At 36.2% G+C, this 18,020-nt stretch carries 16 protein-coding genes; 2 read left to right on the top strand and 14 right to left on the bottom strand.

Going from position 1 to position 18,020, the window contains the following annotated elements:
* Positions 1–3 precede the first annotated feature (3 nt).
* The 11 genes from A3EO_RS0102180 to mnmC form a co-directional block, all read right to left on the bottom strand.
* Positions 4–813 carry a glycosyltransferase family 2 protein gene (locus A3EO_RS0102180; protein WP_018345808.1) on the bottom strand — a complete coding sequence of 270 codons (810 nt, stop codon included), beginning with the start codon at positions 811–813 and terminating at the stop codon, positions 4–6.
* A 17-nt stretch (positions 814–830) separates the two neighbouring features.
* The gene (locus A3EO_RS0102175; RefSeq protein ID WP_018345807.1) at positions 831–1,955 is read right to left on the bottom strand and encodes a glycosyltransferase; all 1,125 of its coding nucleotides are present in this window, start codon (positions 1,953–1,955) and stop codon (positions 831–833) included.
* Positions 1,945–3,207 carry a hypothetical protein gene (locus tag A3EO_RS0102170; protein ID WP_018345806.1) on the bottom strand — a complete coding sequence of 421 codons (1,263 nt, stop codon included), beginning with the start codon at positions 3,205–3,207 and terminating at the stop codon, positions 1,945–1,947. Before A3EO_RS0102170 ends, A3EO_RS0102175 begins: the two co-directional genes overlap by 11 nt.
* 22 nt (positions 3,208–3,229) lie before the next feature.
* Positions 3,230–4,138 (bottom strand): glycosyltransferase family 2 protein, encoded by a 909-nt coding sequence (locus tag A3EO_RS0102165; RefSeq protein WP_018345805.1) that lies wholly within the window; start codon positions 4,136–4,138, stop codon positions 3,230–3,232.
* The gene (locus A3EO_RS0102160) at positions 4,138–5,133 is read right to left on the bottom strand and encodes a polysaccharide pyruvyl transferase family protein (protein WP_018345804.1); all 996 of its coding nucleotides are present in this window, start codon (positions 5,131–5,133) and stop codon (positions 4,138–4,140) included. The genes A3EO_RS0102165 and A3EO_RS0102160 overlap by 1 nt, the downstream gene beginning before the upstream one ends.
* Positions 5,130–6,533, bottom strand: coding sequence for a lipopolysaccharide biosynthesis protein (locus tag A3EO_RS0102155; RefSeq protein WP_018345803.1), 1,404 nt, complete (start codon positions 6,531–6,533; stop codon positions 5,130–5,132). The genes A3EO_RS0102160 and A3EO_RS0102155 overlap by 4 nt, the downstream gene beginning before the upstream one ends.
* Before the next feature lies 1 nt (position 6,534).
* Positions 6,535–7,647, bottom strand: coding sequence for an LPS O-antigen chain length determinant protein WzzB (locus A3EO_RS0102150; protein ID WP_018345802.1), 1,113 nt, complete (start codon positions 7,645–7,647; stop codon positions 6,535–6,537).
* Between the two features lie 201 nt (positions 7,648–7,848).
* Positions 7,849–8,592 carry an OmpA family protein gene (locus A3EO_RS0102145; RefSeq protein WP_018345801.1) on the bottom strand — a complete coding sequence of 248 codons (744 nt, stop codon included), beginning with the start codon at positions 8,590–8,592 and terminating at the stop codon, positions 7,849–7,851.
* A 90-nt stretch (positions 8,593–8,682) separates the two neighbouring features.
* On the bottom strand, positions 8,683–10,017 hold the full coding sequence (gene glmM / locus A3EO_RS0102140) for a phosphoglucosamine mutase (protein WP_013745132.1): 1,335 nt from the start codon (positions 10,015–10,017) through the stop codon (positions 8,683–8,685).
* A gap of 95 nt (positions 10,018–10,112) precedes the next feature.
* Positions 10,113–10,946, bottom strand: a complete 834-nt coding sequence (gene folP / locus A3EO_RS0102135) for a dihydropteroate synthase (RefSeq protein ID WP_018345800.1) — start codon at positions 10,944–10,946, stop codon at positions 10,113–10,115.
* A gap of 34 nt (positions 10,947–10,980) precedes the next feature.
* The gene (gene mnmC / locus A3EO_RS0102130) at positions 10,981–13,005 is read right to left on the bottom strand and encodes a bifunctional tRNA (5-methylaminomethyl-2-thiouridine)(34)-methyltransferase MnmD/FAD-dependent 5-carboxymethylaminomethyl-2-thiouridine(34) oxidoreductase MnmC (protein ID WP_018345799.1); all 2,025 of its coding nucleotides are present in this window, start codon (positions 13,003–13,005) and stop codon (positions 10,981–10,983) included.
* 299 nt (positions 13,006–13,304) lie between these two features.
* Between mnmC and fabB the strand changes: the two genes are divergently transcribed.
* On the top strand, positions 13,305–14,525 hold the full coding sequence (gene fabB / locus A3EO_RS0102125; RefSeq protein ID WP_018345798.1) for a beta-ketoacyl-ACP synthase I: 1,221 nt from the start codon (positions 13,305–13,307) through the stop codon (positions 14,523–14,525).
* 57 nt (positions 14,526–14,582) lie between these two features.
* Here the strand turns inward: fabB and A3EO_RS13470 are convergent, their stop codons facing one another.
* A complete protein-coding gene (locus A3EO_RS13470) occupies positions 14,583–14,747 on the bottom strand; it encodes a hypothetical protein (RefSeq protein WP_018345797.1) in 165 nt (54 codons plus the stop codon).
* 28 nt (positions 14,748–14,775) lie between these two features.
* On the opposite strand from A3EO_RS13470, the gene A3EO_RS13290 reads away from it, so the two are divergent.
* Positions 14,776–14,946 (top strand): hypothetical protein, encoded by a 171-nt coding sequence (locus tag A3EO_RS13290; protein ID WP_018345796.1) that lies wholly within the window; start codon positions 14,776–14,778, stop codon positions 14,944–14,946.
* A 100-nt stretch (positions 14,947–15,046) separates the two neighbouring features.
* Here A3EO_RS13290 and A3EO_RS0102110 read toward each other — a convergent pair whose 3' ends face one another.
* Positions 15,047–15,985, bottom strand: coding sequence for a tyrosine-type recombinase/integrase (locus tag A3EO_RS0102110; RefSeq protein ID WP_018345795.1), 939 nt, complete (start codon positions 15,983–15,985; stop codon positions 15,047–15,049).
* The gene (gene mobH / locus A3EO_RS0102105) at positions 15,969–17,909 is read right to left on the bottom strand and encodes a MobH family relaxase (protein ID WP_018345794.1); all 1,941 of its coding nucleotides are present in this window, start codon (positions 17,907–17,909) and stop codon (positions 15,969–15,971) included. The genes A3EO_RS0102110 and mobH overlap by 17 nt, the downstream gene beginning before the upstream one ends.
* Between the last annotated feature and the right edge of the window lie 111 nt (positions 17,910–18,020).

Genomic DNA, 18,020 nt, shown 5'->3' with positions numbered 1-18,020 from the left:
TTCCTAAATTTTTCTTAATAATTTATAAACTTTCCCTAATATTTTTCCCGGTAAAATTCGGGTAAAAGCACGCACAAAAAATACTGCTAATGCACCGATTGGATTTTGTACACCTAATTTCATCTTTAATTTAGCTAATTTCCATTCACTCTTAAAATATTGCATACCACGACGGCGATTATACATATTTTGTCCTGCTCGCATTTTAATTAAAATATCTGGCAAATTATGAGCAATATAACCGGCACTTAAAAAACGTAACCATAAATTATAATCTTCTAAAAAAAGGTGATGCTGATAACCGCCCACTGCTTGAATTGCTGATTTTTTATATGCCAATGCCATATGGTTGAACGGGCTGCGCACCGGCGCCATTTTTTTGATATCCGCATCTTCAATCGGCACTCGGCGAATTGAAGTAATACCCGGATTGGCATCATCAAATTCTTCAATTTGTCCGCCAACCATTGACACCTCCGGATGAGCTTCAATATAAGCAATCTGTTTTGCAAAACGATCCTGAACACAAAGATCATCAGTATCCATCCGAAATACCCACTCATTGCTGCACTCTGCCAATCCGGCATTTAACGCCTTACCTAAACCGACATTCTGCGGTAATGGCACGATTTTAAGTGGTAATTTCTGTTGCCATTCAGTAACGCAATCCTGCAACTGCTGCGGTATCGACCCATCAAACACCAAAACAATCTCATCCGCCGGCATAGTTTGCGCTGCCAAACTGGCAAAACATTGCGTTAAATACTCTGCTTTTTCTTTATAATACAAAGACATCAAAACTGAAAACTTCATTAAAAACTCCTTCACACTCAGTGTGAACGTTGTAAAACTTGCTGATATACATCCATTAATTGTTGTATATGATGTTCAATAGAAAACCCTTTTTCCGACATAATCTGTGCATAGCGCTCACGCTGCTTATTTGTCTGCCCAGCATTAATAGCCTCAATCCATTGATCAATTTTTTCTATTGAATAAAACTGAACCAAATCAGTAATCGCGACTTCATCTGTAACTCGATCGCTGATCAAATTAGGTAATCCATTACATTGTGCCTCTAATACAGAAAGCGGAAATCCCTCAAAAAAAGAGGGTAATAAAAAGAGATCAAATATATTTAATAATTGTGCCACATCCTTACGGAAGCCTAAAAAAACAACTTTATCCTGTAATTTATGTTGTTGTACCCATTGCCGGCACGTATTTTCTCCGGCACCGACACCAATTAAAAACAATTTATAATTTTCCGTTCTTTTCGCTAATATTGAAATTAAATTTAATAAGAATTGATGATTTTTAACCGGTTCAAAATTACCAACGTGCCCTAAAACAACAGTATCATCAGATAAATTAAATTGATGACGTAATAATGCTCTAATATCTGCTTTGAAAATGAATTTATTACAATCAATCGCATTATAAATAATTCTATAAGGCTGATTTTTAAATAAAAATTCTCCTGCTACCCGACTGCACGCAATTCGATCCGTCACTAATGGTTTTGTTAATGAATAAAATAAACGATTAATTAGGGCTTTAATTTTGCTACCCGAAGGCTGACTACTGTGTGAATGTAAAATACGTCCTATATGTTTCTGTTTTGCACAATAAAAATGCATAAAAGATAAATAAGGATTATGTGCGTGGACTAAATCAAAATGATATTGTTGATAAAGCTGCTTGGTTGCTTTCCATAATTTTCCGGTAATTAAATTTTTAATTGAAAACATTGGTAGATGATGAAAAAGCACACTTGGATTAACTGCTAAAATTTGATTTTCAAATTCAACAAATCGCTGTGGCGCATAATAGCTAATATGCAAGACATAATTTCCTTGTGGGAAATTTTGCGCTACTGTTTTTAAATAACTACCTACTCCACCGTGTACTGCTATACCACAAAAATATAAGATATGTATTTTATTATTCTGCATTTTTCTCTGTTCCATTCGCTAATTCAGCAATATAAAAATAACCAAATAAAGCAATAAAACTCACCATCCCTTTAATCAATAAAATTAAATAAAGACTCAATAAAGCAAAATAAAGGATTGCTCTTGATGGTGTAATTGCCATTGTTTTAGCACACAAATAAGCGTGCACAGCAATATTAATGACCACGCCAATAATTCCGGTTGAAAAAATAATCCTCAAATAACCGACATCCGTTCCCATATAATAAAGGCCGTCGACACTATTTTGTGCTAAATAAAATCCGTCACCAACCAACCAAGTTGTCAATGTTGTCGGTAGAATTTGATACATCTCCAATAGAATATCCGTTGATTCTGTTTCTAGTCCTTGTCCGGAAAATAGATTAATAAAGAGTTCTGCTGCAAAGTAGAATAATTTAGAATGCATTAAATCAATTCCAAGTAAATTATTTAATACAGCATAAAGGAACAATAATAACAATAGCAACACGCCCGGAATCAATAAGAAACAAAATAACGCCAATCGATAATAATTAATAAAGTAACGCTGAAAACAGAAAATTACTGCACCAATCACAATACCGACAAGCACTGTTCTCGCTAACAGTAAACCGACTAAACTGATAAATGCAAATAAAATCAGATCACGAATAAATAAAATACTCTTTCTCTGTTTTGATAAGCGGAAACTCAATAAAATTAAAGTAAAGGCATAAATAATCCCTGCTCCAAAAAATTGTGTTCCAAAGCCGATAAATCGATTTCCTTGTTCCAATGAAGCAATGATTAACCCCCGACCTTCACTATACTTAATCAAAAACAATAATAATTGTTGCATAAAAGGCAATATATTGACACCAATTGTCAATATTGACTGAATTACAACTGCAGTAATCCAGATAGAAGTTAATCTCTGGTAATCAACAGGTTGATAAATCCAAGTAGCAAAACAATAGAGAAAATAAGCAGCAAACAGATAAACAATAGGCGTTAATCCATTTTGGATTAAATAAGCAACTTCAAACCCACTAGGATTTAATAATTTTGCCGGCAATAATGAAAAGGCGAAAGGCACAAATAAAAAAGCTAGCGGCAGTACATTCACTGCGATACGCTCTCGGTTAATATAATTTTGGAATGCTAAATAAAGACCAATTACACCCATCGTAAATGATGGATGCAATGGAATAAAATTATATTTGATATTAAATAACCAAGTGAGAAATAACCAATAAAATATAATTTTTCTCATTATTTTCCTCACTTAGCTATACCTATTTTCTCAGCCATTTTAAACCTAAAAGTTTGATCCATCGGGTAAACAATAATTTACCCACTGGATAACTCACTGTTCTGCTGATCTTGCGATAAATATGACACAACATCATTAAATTTAATTGCGCAATATTAGCTCTATTCGTAGACAAAGAATATTGTAATATTTCATTATCTGTTAATGATAATTTAAGATGAGTCAATAAATAATGATGAATTTTTGATATTATCTGATTACGTTGCTCAAGATTTTTTGCTAATAGCCGTGTTTCACTATTTTCCAATATGCGGTAATTCAATACCACATCTTTTAAATTAGCAAATTGATATCCTTTCGCCAATAAATGTATCCATAAGCCATAATCTTCTGCACGATAATATTGCTGTTGATAAAAAATATCATCACGATCCAATACAGATAAATTAAACATCACTGTCGGATGATTAAAGGCTGAAGCTAAAAATAAATAAGCTTTTATTTCATTATCTTCTGTCGGTAATGCTAAAATTTCAGATTGAACATTTTCACCAAATGTTTTCATTGCACCACCTAATACGGCAATATTCGGGTGAAGTGATAAAAAATCCGCCTGCTTTTCAATACGATCCGGCAACGCTATATCATCAGCATCCATTCGTGCAATATATTTCCCTTGTGCCAACTGGATACCTTTATTTAAAGTTGCAATTAACCCTAGATTTTTTTCATTTTCAATATAACGAACACGTAAATCCTGCTGAGCAAATTGCAATAAAATTTCCGCTGATTTATCAGTAGAACCATCATTTATAACAATAACTTCTAAATGGTGGTAGCTCTGTTGTAAAATCGACATTACCGCTGCTTCAATATATTTTTCAGCATTATAACAGGGAATAATAACTGAAACTAAAGCTTCATTTTTCATTATTTTGACTCATTCAATAAATAACATTGTTCAAAATCTTGTAGCCACGTCTGATAGAACGAAGCGTTCTTACCATAAGAATTATCATAAATATAAACTGTTTTTCCTAAAAGAATACCTAAAATAAAACAGTGTAAACGCGTAGTATAAATAGTATCGTAATGATTAAGGAAATTAATTCCCAATTCCATATAAAATTCTCGACGATTTTCTATTTTTTCAATTGGCTGGCAATAAAGCGGCATAAATATTGGCATCCGATTAGCCACTTTAAATAAAAACTCTCTAAAACCAAAAGCGGAAAAATTAGGATTATATTTAATCAGTTGTTTAAACTCTTTTTCAAAACTTGGCCAATCAGAAACCGTTACATTTTCCACTTCGGCTACTTCGTGATAATCCGCTGTTGTATTTAACTCTTTATCTGTACGTTTTACAAATAATGTTTTGCCGTTTTTTTCTTCTTGAATAAAATTATCCAAATTTAAACAGAATGCCATATCAGGCAAGAGCAAAATCTGACATTTTGTAAAATATTTATTCAAAATCCCATAAGAAACCTGATCCCTTGCACAAATAGTCACATTACCGTGTGCATTGAAAATTTCAGCACTCTTTTCTAAATTTTGTTGTGATTGGAAATAAACCGTTTGTGGGAAAACAATAATTTTATTTTCACGACAATGAGAAATAACATTCTCTCTTAATTTTTGGCATACATCCCATACATCACCAAAATTACCACCACCGTGAAATAAAATAATATCATCCTTATCAATTTTCTTCATATCGACATTGTAATAAGGTGCTGAATATTTGAGTTTATGTGGAAGTCGAGATAAATACGCCAGCTCACCTGCCCAAATTGCTTGATCACCAATATTTTGATGATCCGGAATGTCTAATAAAACATAATCTCCATCAATTAATGGATCAAGACGATCATAAATAATTTCACTTAAGCGGGATAACTGCTTTCTATTTGGATTAATCATAAAATTCTCCCTTTTAACTTCTGTAAGATTTTGCCGAGTAATTGCTGGTTTAATAATAAAGAAATAATTAATGCGATTACAAACAAACTCCAATTAATAGACATTTGATTTAAGCTAACAAGATAACAATAAACCAGACTTAAAATGAATGGTAACCAAAAAGATTTAACGGTTAAAACAACCGGATAAAAACTTTTTACATCCTGCTGACGAATAACAAATACCAAAATAAAACTTAATAACGTTCCCAATGCTGCTGCAAATAACCCAATATATTCAATTAAGAAATAGCTAATCATAATATTAACAACCGCACCAATAATTGTCGTTATTAATATTTTTAATGTATTTTTTTTCTGTTGATATGCCGTGCCTAAAAAGGCGCAGAATGAAGTGAATATCGTTGCTAACACCAAAATCGGCATATATTGCCACGCTTCATAAAATTGGGATGAAAAAAGATAATGAATTAATGGTTCACTAATGCTGATAAAAATTAAACCTATCGAGAACATAAATTTGGATAATTGTGAAAATGTATTTGTTGTTATCTCACGATAATCCGCTTTATCATCTTTTAAGATAACATCTTGCCACGCTAATAAAAAGAGTGAAAAAATAATCATTAAAATGCTAGGCAATCGTGATGAAATCGCATAAATACCGTTTGCTACTGTATTTAACTGTTGGAAAATAATATACTTATTTGCCATCGTCATTAACCACCAGCTCACTGCATTGGGAACTAATGGCAAAGAATAACTTAACATCGGTATAATTAATTTTTTATCAATATATTTTCCTGATAAATAATGGTAAATTTTCCAACGCCATAAAATAATAATATTCACAACAATATTGGCTACAATCATTGCTAATAATACAGCTTGCAATTTGTTATTGCATACCCATAAAAATACTAATGAAAACAATAACAGCAATAACGAATATAAAATTCCAATTAGTGCAAATTTTTGTGTTAATCCCAATCCGCGTAATACTTGTTGTAAAATAAAAAAAAGTGCAGAAAAGAAAAGAAATAACATTGTTTCCAATACATAAGGTTGTGGTTCAAAATAGACAACAATTCCCACAACAATAAATGTAATGATCGTTGCAACGAGGAATAAACTTAATGCCGTTGTAATGACCTGTTCGGCACTGCTTGTTTTATCTGTCGCAATCAACCAACGATAAATTGCATCAGATAATTGCAATGTTATTAATGGGGTAACCAATAAAACAAATGTTAAAATCAAATCATATTGCCCCATTTCCACTGTCGTTAAATAGAGTGAAAACAGCGGCAATAACAGAAATGACAAAATTTTTGAACCAAAACTACCAATACTATAAATCAATGTATTTTTCAGTAGTTTATCTCCAATTGCATTCGACATATTAATCTTTCTTTAATACTTTAATAAATAGTAAAATTAAACACGATAATATAAATCCAAACAACACGCCAATTGCCAAAATTAAACTTTTTTGTGGTTTAATTTTAACCGGAAAACTTGGAGGATTTTTATATTGAAAAATATTTATTTTCAATTTATCAGTTTCATCTACCAATTTTACCAACTCTGCTATCTGTGTTTTTGCTTGATAATAAGAAATAGGATAAATAATATTTTGCTGCTGTATTGCTTCAATTTGTGCAGCTAAATTTTCTCGTCCTAATAAATACAGATAAGGATTATCTAATTGTGTTATATTTTTCGCCAAATCAATATTAACATTGATATTAATATTATTTCCCTTATTTTTCTCTACTAATGCAGTAACATTATAAGCAGTCTGTAGATATTGCAAATAAGTCTGTTTTTCCAACATTAACTGATCAGTAATTTGCTGTTGTTGGTATTTTAAAGCCTTAATTTTCTGTTTAATTTGAATTAATAAATTTTCAATTTCTTGTTGATAAGTAATACGATTGACATATTTTACAAAGCCATCCAATGTTGATTGCAATAGCTGCTCATCATTATCAATAAAACTAATTTTAACGGATGGAATATCTGCTAAAGCCCTATTTTCTGCCGTAATTACAGTAATATTATTTCCTTTTTTAGTCATATCTGGTGTAATTACTGAAATACTTTTAATTAATCTATTCAAAAGAGCTTGCTTCTGCGTGTCGCTTTGATTTACACTGAGTCGTTGATAAAGGGGAGATTCCAAAAAATATTGTTTACGAGCATCAATAATCGAAATATTATTAACGAACTGATTAAACAAAGAACTTGAAATACCCTGCATAGAAAAAGGCTCATTACTAATTAAGCTATAACGTTGCTGCAAATCTAGCAATGCCTCAATAGAACCATTACTTGCCGGCACTGCTTCAGCACTACTACTCCACTCCGGTTTAATTGTATTTACATAAAGATAAGAAACAAAAGTAAACAATAAAGTAGATAACAAAATCCACCATTTTTTACGCCAATAATATTGAAATAATACAATAAGATTAAAATTATCGTCTGTTCTTACACTAGATTCTGATGTCATATTTGAAATATCCTTTATGTCTTCTTTGTAAGATTTAATCTCAACAGAAAAAGATTAACTCATATAAAAAGCCATTTGATTAGTGGTTATTATAGCTTGAGATAAGTGACTTATTTTACACTTAGCACTACTAAAAATAAATTGAAAAGAAAAAGGCTTATTAATGTTTTTAACAAGCCTTTATCAAATAGAGAAGAACAATTAGTTAGTTGAAATCACGGCACGGCGATTTGGGGCTAAACATTGACGCAATTCTGCGCCGGTTTCATTCTCACACGCTTTAACCTGATCTGCCTTGCCCATTCCGCTCGCCTGAATATGAGAAGCCGGAATACCTAACGCGACCATCGCATTTTTCACTGCCACGGCACGACGTTGAGAAAGTGCCAAATTATAAGCGTCGGAACCTAGACGGTCGGTATAACCAACAATTGAAATCTGTTTATCTTTCGGTAATTTGTTGACTAAATCTGCAATCACTTTTTGGCTTCCCGCTTTTAAGTTGGCAGAATCGAAGTCAAATCGGAAATCGCTTGAAAGCTGATACTCGGTACGATCGCTACAACCTTCCGGTAACCAGAAGAAAGATTGTGCTTCCATATTTTTATCAAACAAGATTTTGTATTGGCAAATTTTATGCACACCGTTTTCACGATAGTTAAATACATAATCCCACTCGTGCACGCCGAACAAACCTTCAGCAAAATGAGGACGACCAATCAAGTGATAAATCTGATCTTTGTTCATTCCTTTCTCAATCATATGAACATTATCCCAATTTGGCCAAGTACCTTTTTGAGAGCCATCAGAGTTGAATCTGCTATCTTCAACTTTTGGCCATACCGGTTTATCCGTAGTCCCCTCATCACTGACTTTACTTAAGTTTCCACAAGCAGCCAGTGCAATCGATAACGCAGCAGGCACGAGTAATTTTGTCAATTTCATAAACCTTATCCTTTAAATTAAATTTACGTTAAAACGATAAAAAACGCCTTTAATTCTACCGAATAAAAGTACATTTTGCATTAATTTAAATTAACTTTTCTTAACAATTTCTGCAATTTTTTCTGCACACTGTTGAGCCAACTCTTGATCTTCACATTCCACCATTACACGAATAACAGGTTCTGTGCCGGATTTACGCAATAACACGCGACCCTTGCCGTGTAATTTTTGTTCAACTTCTGCAGCAGCTTGTTTTACGGCTTCGTTTTCCAAAGGATTACTTCCCGCTTCAAAACGAACATTGATTAGCACTTGTGGGAATAATTGTACGCCGCTAGCCAACTCATTCAGTGATAAACCGTGATTGACCATTGCCGCCAGCACTTCCAATGAAGCAACAATACCGTCACCGGTTGTGTTTTTCTCAGAAATAATAATGTGTCCGGAATTTTCGCCACCTAATTTCCAACCGCGTTCCTGCATCTGTTCCAATACATAACGATCGCCCACTTTGGCTCGAACAAACGGAATACCTAACATTTTTAATGCCAATTCTAAGCTCATATTGCTCATTAAAGTGCCGACAACACCGCCGGAGAGTTTACCGGAACGCAAAGCTTCACGAGCAATGATGAAAAGAATTTGGTCACCATCCACTTTATTGCCTAAATGATCAACCATCATAATACGATCACCATCCCCGTCATAAGCTAAGCCGACATCCGCTTTGCTTTGTACAACCACTTCCTGCAATGCACGCACATCCGTTGCACCACAACGTTCATTGATATTCATACCGTCCGGTTTGGTGCCGATTTCAATTACGGTTGCGCCAAGCTCACGCATAACATTCGGTGCAATGTGGTAAGTGGCACCATTGGCACAATCCACCACAATTTTTAACCCTTCCAAACTTAAATGCGCCGGGAATGTGCTTTTACAAAATTCGATATAACGACCGGCAGCATCATTGATACGACTGGCTTTACCCAATTCCGCAGATTCAACACAGGTCATTGGTTGTTCCAACAGTTCCTCAATCGCTAATTCAATATCATCCGGCAATTTAGTACCGTGTGCAGAGAAAAATTTAATCCCATTATCATAATAAGGGTTGTGTGATGCGGAAATCACAATGCCGGCTTCCGCACGAAAAGTTCTGGTTAAATAGGCGATTGCCGGTGTCGGCATCGGACCAACAAATGCCGCTGACAATCCTGCGGCTGCCAAACCGGCTTCCAATGCTGATTCCAACATATAACCGGAAATACGAGTATCTTTACCAATCAACACTTTTCTTGAACCTTGCGTTGCCAACACTTTTCCGGCTGCCCATCCCAATTTCAATGCAAATTCCGGTGTGATCGGATAAGTACCAACACGTCCACGCACGCCATCAGTACCAAAATATTTACGTTCTGCCATTTTTATTCCTTGTTTAGTTTGTTCAAACAGTAAAATGTCGCCATTCTACTCCAAATTACGCATTAATCAGTATGCCTACCTAAAAATTTGTTTAATTAAATTGCCGCTTTTGTCGCCTGCCATACTTTTAACGCATCAACTGTCGCTTCGACATCGTGCACTCTGACAATATGAGCTCCTTTCATTACTGAAATCAACGCACCGGCAACACTACCGACTAAGCGATGATTGACATCTTTCTGCAACAAATTACCGATCATCGATTTTCGTGACAAGCCGATTAATAACGGATAACCGGTGGCAACAAATTGCTCTAAATGATTCAATAATTGGTAATTGTGCTGCAAAGTTTTACCGAAACCGAAGCCGATATCCAAAATAATATTTTCTTTTCGCACACCTGCCTGCTCACAAATCGCTGCCCGTTGTAACAACCACGCCAACACCTCTTCCACCACATTCTGATATTCAGGGTTGGCTTGCATTGTTTTCGGTTGTCCCTGCATATGCATTAAGCAGACCGGCAAATCCAATTCTGCTGCTGTTTGTAAAGCATTCTCTTCTGTTAATGCGCGAATATCATTAATTAAGTCCATTCCGGCATCCGCGGCGGCTTTCATTACTTCCGCTTTTGAGGTATCCACTGAAATCCAACAATCAAAACGCTGTCTAATCGCTTCAACCACAGGAATCACCCGATCCAATTCTTGCTGCAACGTTACCTCTTCCGCCATTGGTCGTGTCGATTCACCACCAACATCAATAATGCTCGCACCTTGTTTTAGCATCTCTTCGGCGTGATATAACGCTTTATCCAATGAAAAAAATTTGCCGCTATCAGAAAAAGAGTCCGGCGTTACATTAAGAATTCCCATCACTTGTGCTTGGGAAAGATCCAATACTCGTTGATTTTTACTATATAGTTTCATTCCTGCCTTCTTAAAATGGTTATAAATCCAATCTCTATTTTTTCGTTCTGCTCACTACCGGCGTGCCTTTAAGCCATTTTCGTAACCAAAAACGATTCGGTGCCAATTCCGTTAAAATATCTTGCCCCAGTGGCAACGGTTCACCATAAATTAGGGAAGCTAAGGTTTCTGCCAATAATGGCGCAGAAGTCAAGCCTCTTGAACCCAATGCCCCGAACAGATATAAATTCGGATAATATGCCGCTGTTGCTATGGCTTGACGGCGACGACGTAAATTAAAAATATTATGATAATCTTGCGTTTGCTGCACAAAATCACCTACATTGCCACAAATCGGCAACCGGTCGCGAACACTACAACGCACGCCGGTTCGTGCTAAATGCGCACTGACATCAATCTCTTCTACCCAAGATGCCGGTGCTAAATTTTGTTGAATTTTTTGCTGATTTTCACGCTGTTCCTGTTCACTAAAATCGCGTGTTTCGCAATTTCGGATATGGCTTGCACCTAAACAGTGGAATTGTTTAGCCGTATCCACCGGCGTTAAATAGCCGTCATAACATAATATTGCTTTGAGCCGTTGCAAATGAGGTGAAGTCGGGATTTGACTCACTTGCCCGCGCACTGAGTAGGTCGGCAGCTCTTCCGTTTGTGAAAAACAATTCAATTTATGCCCATTGGCAATCACCACCGTTGGATGTTCGAACTGCTGTTCGCCGCTGAACAATGTCCATTTCCCTTGATCATATTGCAAACAATCAATAGCTGTTTTTGTCACAATTTTAACGCCTTGCCGTTGCAAAAATTGTGCCGTATTCTGCACCATTTGTCGTGGGTTCAACCAAGCTGCACCGTGGATCACAGCACCGTCACAATTTATCTCAACACCGGCTCGTTCACTTAATTGCGCTGCAGTCTGTAACTGAAACAGGCTTTCCGGAAAACCACGATCAGCAATTTTCTGCAATTTTTTCAGCACCGATGCTTGATAACCGCATAACAATACATCACACCACTGATATTCAAAATCGACTTGGTTCGTTAGCTGCCGCAAAAATTGTTGCCCATAAGCAAAGGCATAGGCATAAAAACGGCAATGACGCTCATCATCATCGCTTAGTTGCGGATAAAATGCTCCCTGTTTATTACCGGAAGCATTTAAGGCTAAATCATCATCCTGACAATAGATTGTGACTCGGCATCCTCGTTGCCACAAAGAGTAGGCTAAACAAACACTGGCAACACCACCACCAATAATAGCTACTTCATCCTTTTGTTGGGCTGCTTGCGGTAAATACCAAGGTAACGCAAACGCCTGTTTTATTGCCGTAGTTTTCACACCTTGTAGGCACTCTCTTTTTCGCCCGAAACCTTTCCGTTTTTCCACTTGAAAACCTGCTGCAAGCAAGCCTTTGCGTACTAAAGAAGCTGCGGTAAACGTAGCAAATGTGCCGCCAACCGCCGTTAAACGATACATTTGTTGAAATAAAAAATCGCTCCACATCGTTGGATTTTTACTTGGTGCAAAACCGTCTAAAAACCACGCATCGACACGTTCATTATAATAATCGCTAAGCTGTGGCAAATTCTCAAGCAAATCGCCAAACCACAGATCCAAATAGATGTCTGACGAAAAATGGTAACGATAACATCCGGCGATCGGTTGCTGCCAATGCAACAAGAGTTGTTGCAATAATGATTGAAATTGAGGGTAAGCCTGATAAGCCTGCTCCAATGCAGTTTTTGTAAGCGGATATTTCTCAAAGCTAATAAAAAAAAGCCGTTTCAACGGTGATTGTGGAAAACGCGCTCTGAATTGATGAAACAGCTCACACACCGCAAAAAAATTTAAACCGGTACCAAATCCGGTTTCTGCAATCACAAAATGCGATGCGGAATGCTGTTGCCAACGCTGCCATAAGGCATTTCCCTGCTGAAAAACATAACGACTCTCTTCTAATCCATCTTCAGCAGAAAAATAGATATCGCCAAATTGTTCCGATTTCGGCGTTTGCATTTCAAAAGCAATCTGTGCAAACGAGATTTTTTGAATAGACATAACAATCCATAACAACCTTTATCAAGGTAGCTAATGATATTATAATGGACGCTCGATTTCACCAAAATCTCCCGATCGGTTGAAACATTTGACTTTATCACCGATAATTTGTGGGCAAATTAAACGCTCTGTCGGATACGAATAAATTCACTATTCTCAGTTTGAATTGTTCAATAGCGTTTTAAAATGGTCTTATCTGTTGGCGGTTTTGCAAAAATTTCTTGTAATCTAGGAAATTCCTAGTATAACAACCAACAATTTTTTAATTTTTATATCAAAAGCGACATTAAGGACAACGAATGAAAAGAGCTGTAATTACTGGTTTTGGCGTTATTTCCAGTATCGGAAATAACAAAGACGAAGTGTTGGCGTCATTATTAGAAGGGAAATCAGGTATTACTACTATGCCGGAATTTGTTGAAGTGGGGATGCGTTCTCACGTTGCCGGCACAGTAAAAATCACCCCAAGCGAACATATTGATCGCAAAGTAATGCGTTTTATGGGTAATGCCGCTGCTTATGCTTATCTTTCTATGAAAGAAGCGATTGCGGACGCCGGATTAAGCGAAGAAATGGTATCCAATGAAAGAACCGGTTTAGTGGTCGGTGCCGGTACCGGTTCCGCACACAATCAAATCGTAGCCGCTGATGCAATGCGCACACCTCGCGGCGTCAAAGCTATCGGGCCTTATGCTGTAACGCGTACAATGGCATCAAGTGTATCCGCCTGTTTAGCAACGCCATTCAAAATCAAAGGCGTTAATTACAGTATCAGCTCAGCCTGTGCCACCTCTGCTCACTGTATCGGACACGCAGTTGAATTAATCCAATTAGGTAAACAAGATGTTGTATTCGCCGGCGGTGCGGAAGAGTTATCTTGGGAATGTGCCTGTGAATTTGATGCAATGGGTGCTGTTTCAACAAAATATAACGATACTCCGGAAAAAGCTTCTCGTGCTTATGATGCTAACCGTGACGGTTTCGTTATTGCCGGTGGCGGCGGTATTGTCGTTGTTGAAGAATTGGAACACGCATTGGCTCGCGGTGCAAAAATTTATGCTGAAATCGTAGGCTATGGTGCGACATCCGATGGTTACGATATGGTAGCACCAAGCGGAGAGGGTGCAGAACGTTGTATGAAACAAGCGTTAGCAACCGTTGATACACCGATTGACTATCTTAACGTACACGGCACTTCAACTCCGGTTGGTGACGTAAAAGAACTTGAAGCAATCAAAAATGTCTTTGCTGATAAAATGCCGGCAATTTCTTCAACAAAATCAATGACCGGTCACTCTTTAGGTGCGGCAGGGGTACACGAAGCTATCTACACTTTATTAATGTTAGAACACGACTTTATCGCGCCAAGCATTAATATTGAAACACTTGATGAACGTGCTGAAGGTTGCAATATCATCACTAAAACCATCCGTAATGCCAACTTACAGACTGTAATGTCAAACAGTTTTGGTTTCGGCGGAACTAACGCAACATTAGTGTTCAAACGTTACCAAGCATAATTTATTCATTTATAAATTATTCTTATATAAAGAGATCTAAATAGTTAGATCTCTTTTTTATTTATCACATCCAGGAAGATTTTGATTTCTGATAACCACAGAATAGAGCCAATCATCAACATATATAAAAAGAGCACAGGAGCGGCAATGATTAGCGATAAGCAGTGCTGCAATTAAACCAAAACCAATTGCAAGAATAAGCAGAAAAATTAGTGTAATCATCGTTCGCTCCTTTATCGAGGAATAATTGTTGAACAATGAAAATACAGCGATAACAAAAAACCGCCTTTTTATCGGCGGTCTTTTTTTTGAAATCTTTTTAGTGGTGCCTAGGGCCGGACTCGAACCGGCACACCCGAAGGCGGTTGATTTTGAATCAACTGCTCTCTATATTGATTATTTTAATTGTTTGTGTCATTAACGATACTACATTTTCTATATTAGTATGTAAAGTATATTTTTATTATTAGTAGTAGTTATAAATTATACAACATTGTTTTTTCATTGTATGTATCTAAACACTAAATAGAATCTACAACTTTTCTCAACATATCTACATCGAATTCGATGTAGCTTAATGTAGTTTTTATATCTCTGTGTCCTAATAGTTTTTGCGCCGCATACAAATTTTGCTCCGGACTTCGCATTAGTTGAGTTGCAATCGTATGTCTAAATCTATGAGACGATAGCTTTATCCTCGTTATTTTGGAAAGTTTCCGGAAAAAATGCGCTAATTGATCGTTTGTCATATTGCCATTGTTGCGCGTGGTTGATGAAAATATATTGATATTAAATAGCTGAGAATCAATTGGTATTTTTCTTATTTTAAGCTCATCCAGAAAGACTGCAAGATAGGGATATAGTTTTGATGATATTGGAATCATATGATCATCATTATTTTTATTGATGTAATGAGGAATAAAAATTGTCCTGCTAGACAGATCAATGTTATGAATTTTTAATTTTAAAAGCTGACTGCGTCGCATTCCCGTATATAACAGCGTAAAAATTAAGGCTTGCGCGAAAGCAATTGTACAATAACCGTTACCACACAATTTTTCGACATCTTCTTGTGTGATACACTTAATAAGTATATTTATATCCTTCTGTGTAATAATTTTTCTCTGTTTTCGCGGCTCTTTTACAAACGTACCCGTAAACGGGTTATCTTTACGGTTAATGAAATGGTTTTCAATTCCCCAATTAATGACCGCTTTACAGTTTCGAAGATAACTATTAACGGATGTTTCTCTAAGTTTGCATAATTGCTCATTGCGCCAATTACAGACAAGCTCTTTTGTTATCTCGTCTGCTAATATTCCGGGATACGCTCGAGTAAAAAGTGATACCATCTTTCTATAGCTCTTTTTAGTTTCCGGTCTTAAGTATTTCATAATTAAGAATTTTTCAAGTAAATCGTCAAAAGATAAACTCTCATAGAAACTATTCTTCAGTGTCATCACTTACATCCTGTAAAGTAAGATACATATTATTAAAATAATGCTTATTGGTAAAAAAAGCTATATTTTCAATAAGGTATCCTTTAATTACAGATGATCGATACCCTCCGGCAACTTTACAAGTCCATATATTATAATTTCCTGGCTGTTTTCTTTTATGTATGTTCAACGCCTGAAATCTCTTCTGCAATGTGAGCCAAGACTTATCATTATTGTGGCCAAACATCGTTTCACAATACAGTTTAAAAATTGCCGGAGTAACCAGAAATAATTGATTTTCAACAATGTGAATTTTGGCCTCTGGCTCATTGATGCTCAATTTATCAGTTGCCAGTGATGTTCTTAACCATTCAACAAAATGCTCTGCTGTTTCATTAGGTTTATTATTGTTAGATGATGAAAGTATATCTATTGTTGTATTGTGTTTTTCACTATCTGCAGTGTTATCAGACAGTATTGAGGCTGCTGTTACAGTTAGTTCAGTATGCGGTTTAACTTCATCATTGCCAATTTCATTTTCTACTTTATCTTGTTGATTGTTATCAGCAAATAAATTTAGTGCGAAATCAAAGCTGTCCGCTTCCTGCGGATTACTCTGCTCTTCTTTGGTTGATAACGATTCACTATTAATAACTTCCTGCTGCAGTACTTTTGAGGTTTCTTGTGTATCGGTTATCACATCAGTTGGAATGTGATTAGAACCAGCTTGATTATTTGTACTTTGTTCTTGTGTGATTTCTGCTGCCTCTGTTGGTTGATCAATAATAATTGTTCCAGCAAATACCGGTGGACGATCATTAAAACTGTTCCAGATTAAAGATGGGCTGACTTTAAGCAATGTAAAGGTATTTTTCGGTTGCCAACCAGCATCTGATTTAATCGTACCATTCCAAATTGCTTTATTATCCGGCGTTGACTCAATAATCCGGTGTGCTTGCATTTCGTCAAACATTTTACTGTTTTGACTAGGAACTGATATACCATTCTGCATTAAATAGGCTCTAATCTTGTCTGTAACCGTTTTACTGACAAGATATAATGCATCATCAGTAAGCCAACCATCCGATCCGCTTTTAGGGTTATTGAGTTTTAATTCGTGTTCAACGAGATAACGTAGTGCAACAAGAATTTGATTAGCAAATGATTTTTGTGGCTGTTTGGCTTTTGTCGTGTCTCCGCCGAGATAAAGCGATACGCTTGTTTGATCAGCTTGTTGAATAATCTCTCCCAGAATGCCAGCTTTATCATAATGACCAGCGGCTAAATAAAAAAAGGATGAAAATGCATCCGGATATTTCGCTAACCAATCCAGTGATAATGGTGATAATAAATAGCTTGATACAAAAGCGCCCATTGTTGGGTGTAAATGATAGTCACGTCCTTTGATGTGTTTAAATCTGTATGCTTGATCAAGTTTGCCTTGCCAAAGAAACCATCTACCTTGTAATGTTTCAATTTCAATATCTGTGATAATTTTCGCAATATCGTGTATTAATGCAGAATAAATTACTGCACCAGTCCAAGCCTCGCTTTGTTGAGCTTGATCTTCCGGTGCGGAGTTGGGTGGAAGTAAATAATTTTGGCGTAATTTTACCGCAAAACAAATTACCTCAAGACCGTGATCTAACATTCCACCTAGATGCGCGTGATGATGAGATTCTGATGCAGGCAGTTCTTGCACTAATTCTGCATATTTCTCAATTGGGGTGCGATAAAGTGTGTTGAACATTGCCTCAGACATAGAGACAGATTGATATATGTTTTTAAGTAATCTTTGACGTAATGCCGTTGATAAGAGTTCTGAGGCAGTTTTTGGTTGTAACCATCCATCATCAAGTTTTAGTTGCTTTTCTGATTGTTTTAATATTTGTTTATTTTGTTTTTTCAATCGAAGAATTTTCAAAAATAAGTTTATGATTTTCATTGCCTTTTAGCCTTTTCGCCTTTTGAGGTAATGAAGAGAGCCTTTTACGGGTAAGCCCGTTCCTCTTCGAGGAACGGTTACCCTTAATATTTACCCTTAGCCGCAGGCTCC

It is taken from the genome of Gallibacterium anatis DSM 16844 = F 149, assembly GCF_000379785.1.
Classification (GTDB): Bacteria; Pseudomonadota; Gammaproteobacteria; order Enterobacterales; family Pasteurellaceae; genus Gallibacterium; species Gallibacterium anatis.
Note: the sequence above shows the minus strand (reverse complement) of the source record. Positions and strands in the feature narration are given on the sequence as shown.

Coding starts and splice junctions, on each gene's coding strand:
- A3EO_RS0102180 (WP_018345808.1), bottom strand. CDS start 813: ATGAAGTTTTCAGTTTTGATGTCTTTGTATTATAAAGAAAAAGCAGAG.
- A3EO_RS0102175 (WP_018345807.1), bottom strand. CDS start 1,955: ATGCAGAATAATAAAATACATATCTTATATTTTTGTGGTATAGCAGTA.
- A3EO_RS0102170 (WP_018345806.1), bottom strand. CDS start 3,207: ATGAGAAAAATTATATTTTATTGGTTATTTCTCACTTGGTTATTTAAT.
- A3EO_RS0102165 (WP_018345805.1), bottom strand. CDS start 4,138: ATGAAAAATGAAGCTTTAGTTTCAGTTATTATTCCCTGTTATAATGCT.
- A3EO_RS0102160 (WP_018345804.1), bottom strand. CDS start 5,133: ATGATTAATCCAAATAGAAAGCAGTTATCCCGCTTAAGTGAAATTATT.
- A3EO_RS0102155 (WP_018345803.1), bottom strand. CDS start 6,533: ATGTCGAATGCAATTGGAGATAAACTACTGAAAAATACATTGATTTAT.
- A3EO_RS0102150 (WP_018345802.1), bottom strand. CDS start 7,647: ATGACATCAGAATCTAGTGTAAGAACAGACGATAATTTTAATCTTATT.
- A3EO_RS0102145 (WP_018345801.1), bottom strand. CDS start 8,592: ATGAAATTGACAAAATTACTCGTGCCTGCTGCGTTATCGATTGCACTG.
- glmM (WP_013745132.1), bottom strand. CDS start 10,017: ATGGCAGAACGTAAATATTTTGGTACTGATGGCGTGCGTGGACGTGTT.
- folP (WP_018345800.1), bottom strand. CDS start 10,946: ATGAAACTATATAGTAAAAATCAACGAGTATTGGATCTTTCCCAAGCA.
- mnmC (WP_018345799.1), bottom strand. CDS start 13,005: ATGTCTATTCAAAAAATCTCGTTTGCACAGATTGCTTTTGAAATGCAA.
- fabB (WP_018345798.1), top strand. CDS start 13,305: ATGAAAAGAGCTGTAATTACTGGTTTTGGCGTTATTTCCAGTATCGGA.
- A3EO_RS13470 (WP_018345797.1), bottom strand. CDS start 14,747: ATGATTACACTAATTTTTCTGCTTATTCTTGCAATTGGTTTTGGTTTA.
- A3EO_RS0102110 (WP_018345795.1), bottom strand. CDS start 15,985: ATGACACTGAAGAATAGTTTCTATGAGAGTTTATCTTTTGACGATTTA.
- mobH (WP_018345794.1), bottom strand. CDS start 17,909: ATGAAAATCATAAACTTATTTTTGAAAATTCTTCGATTGAAAAAACAA.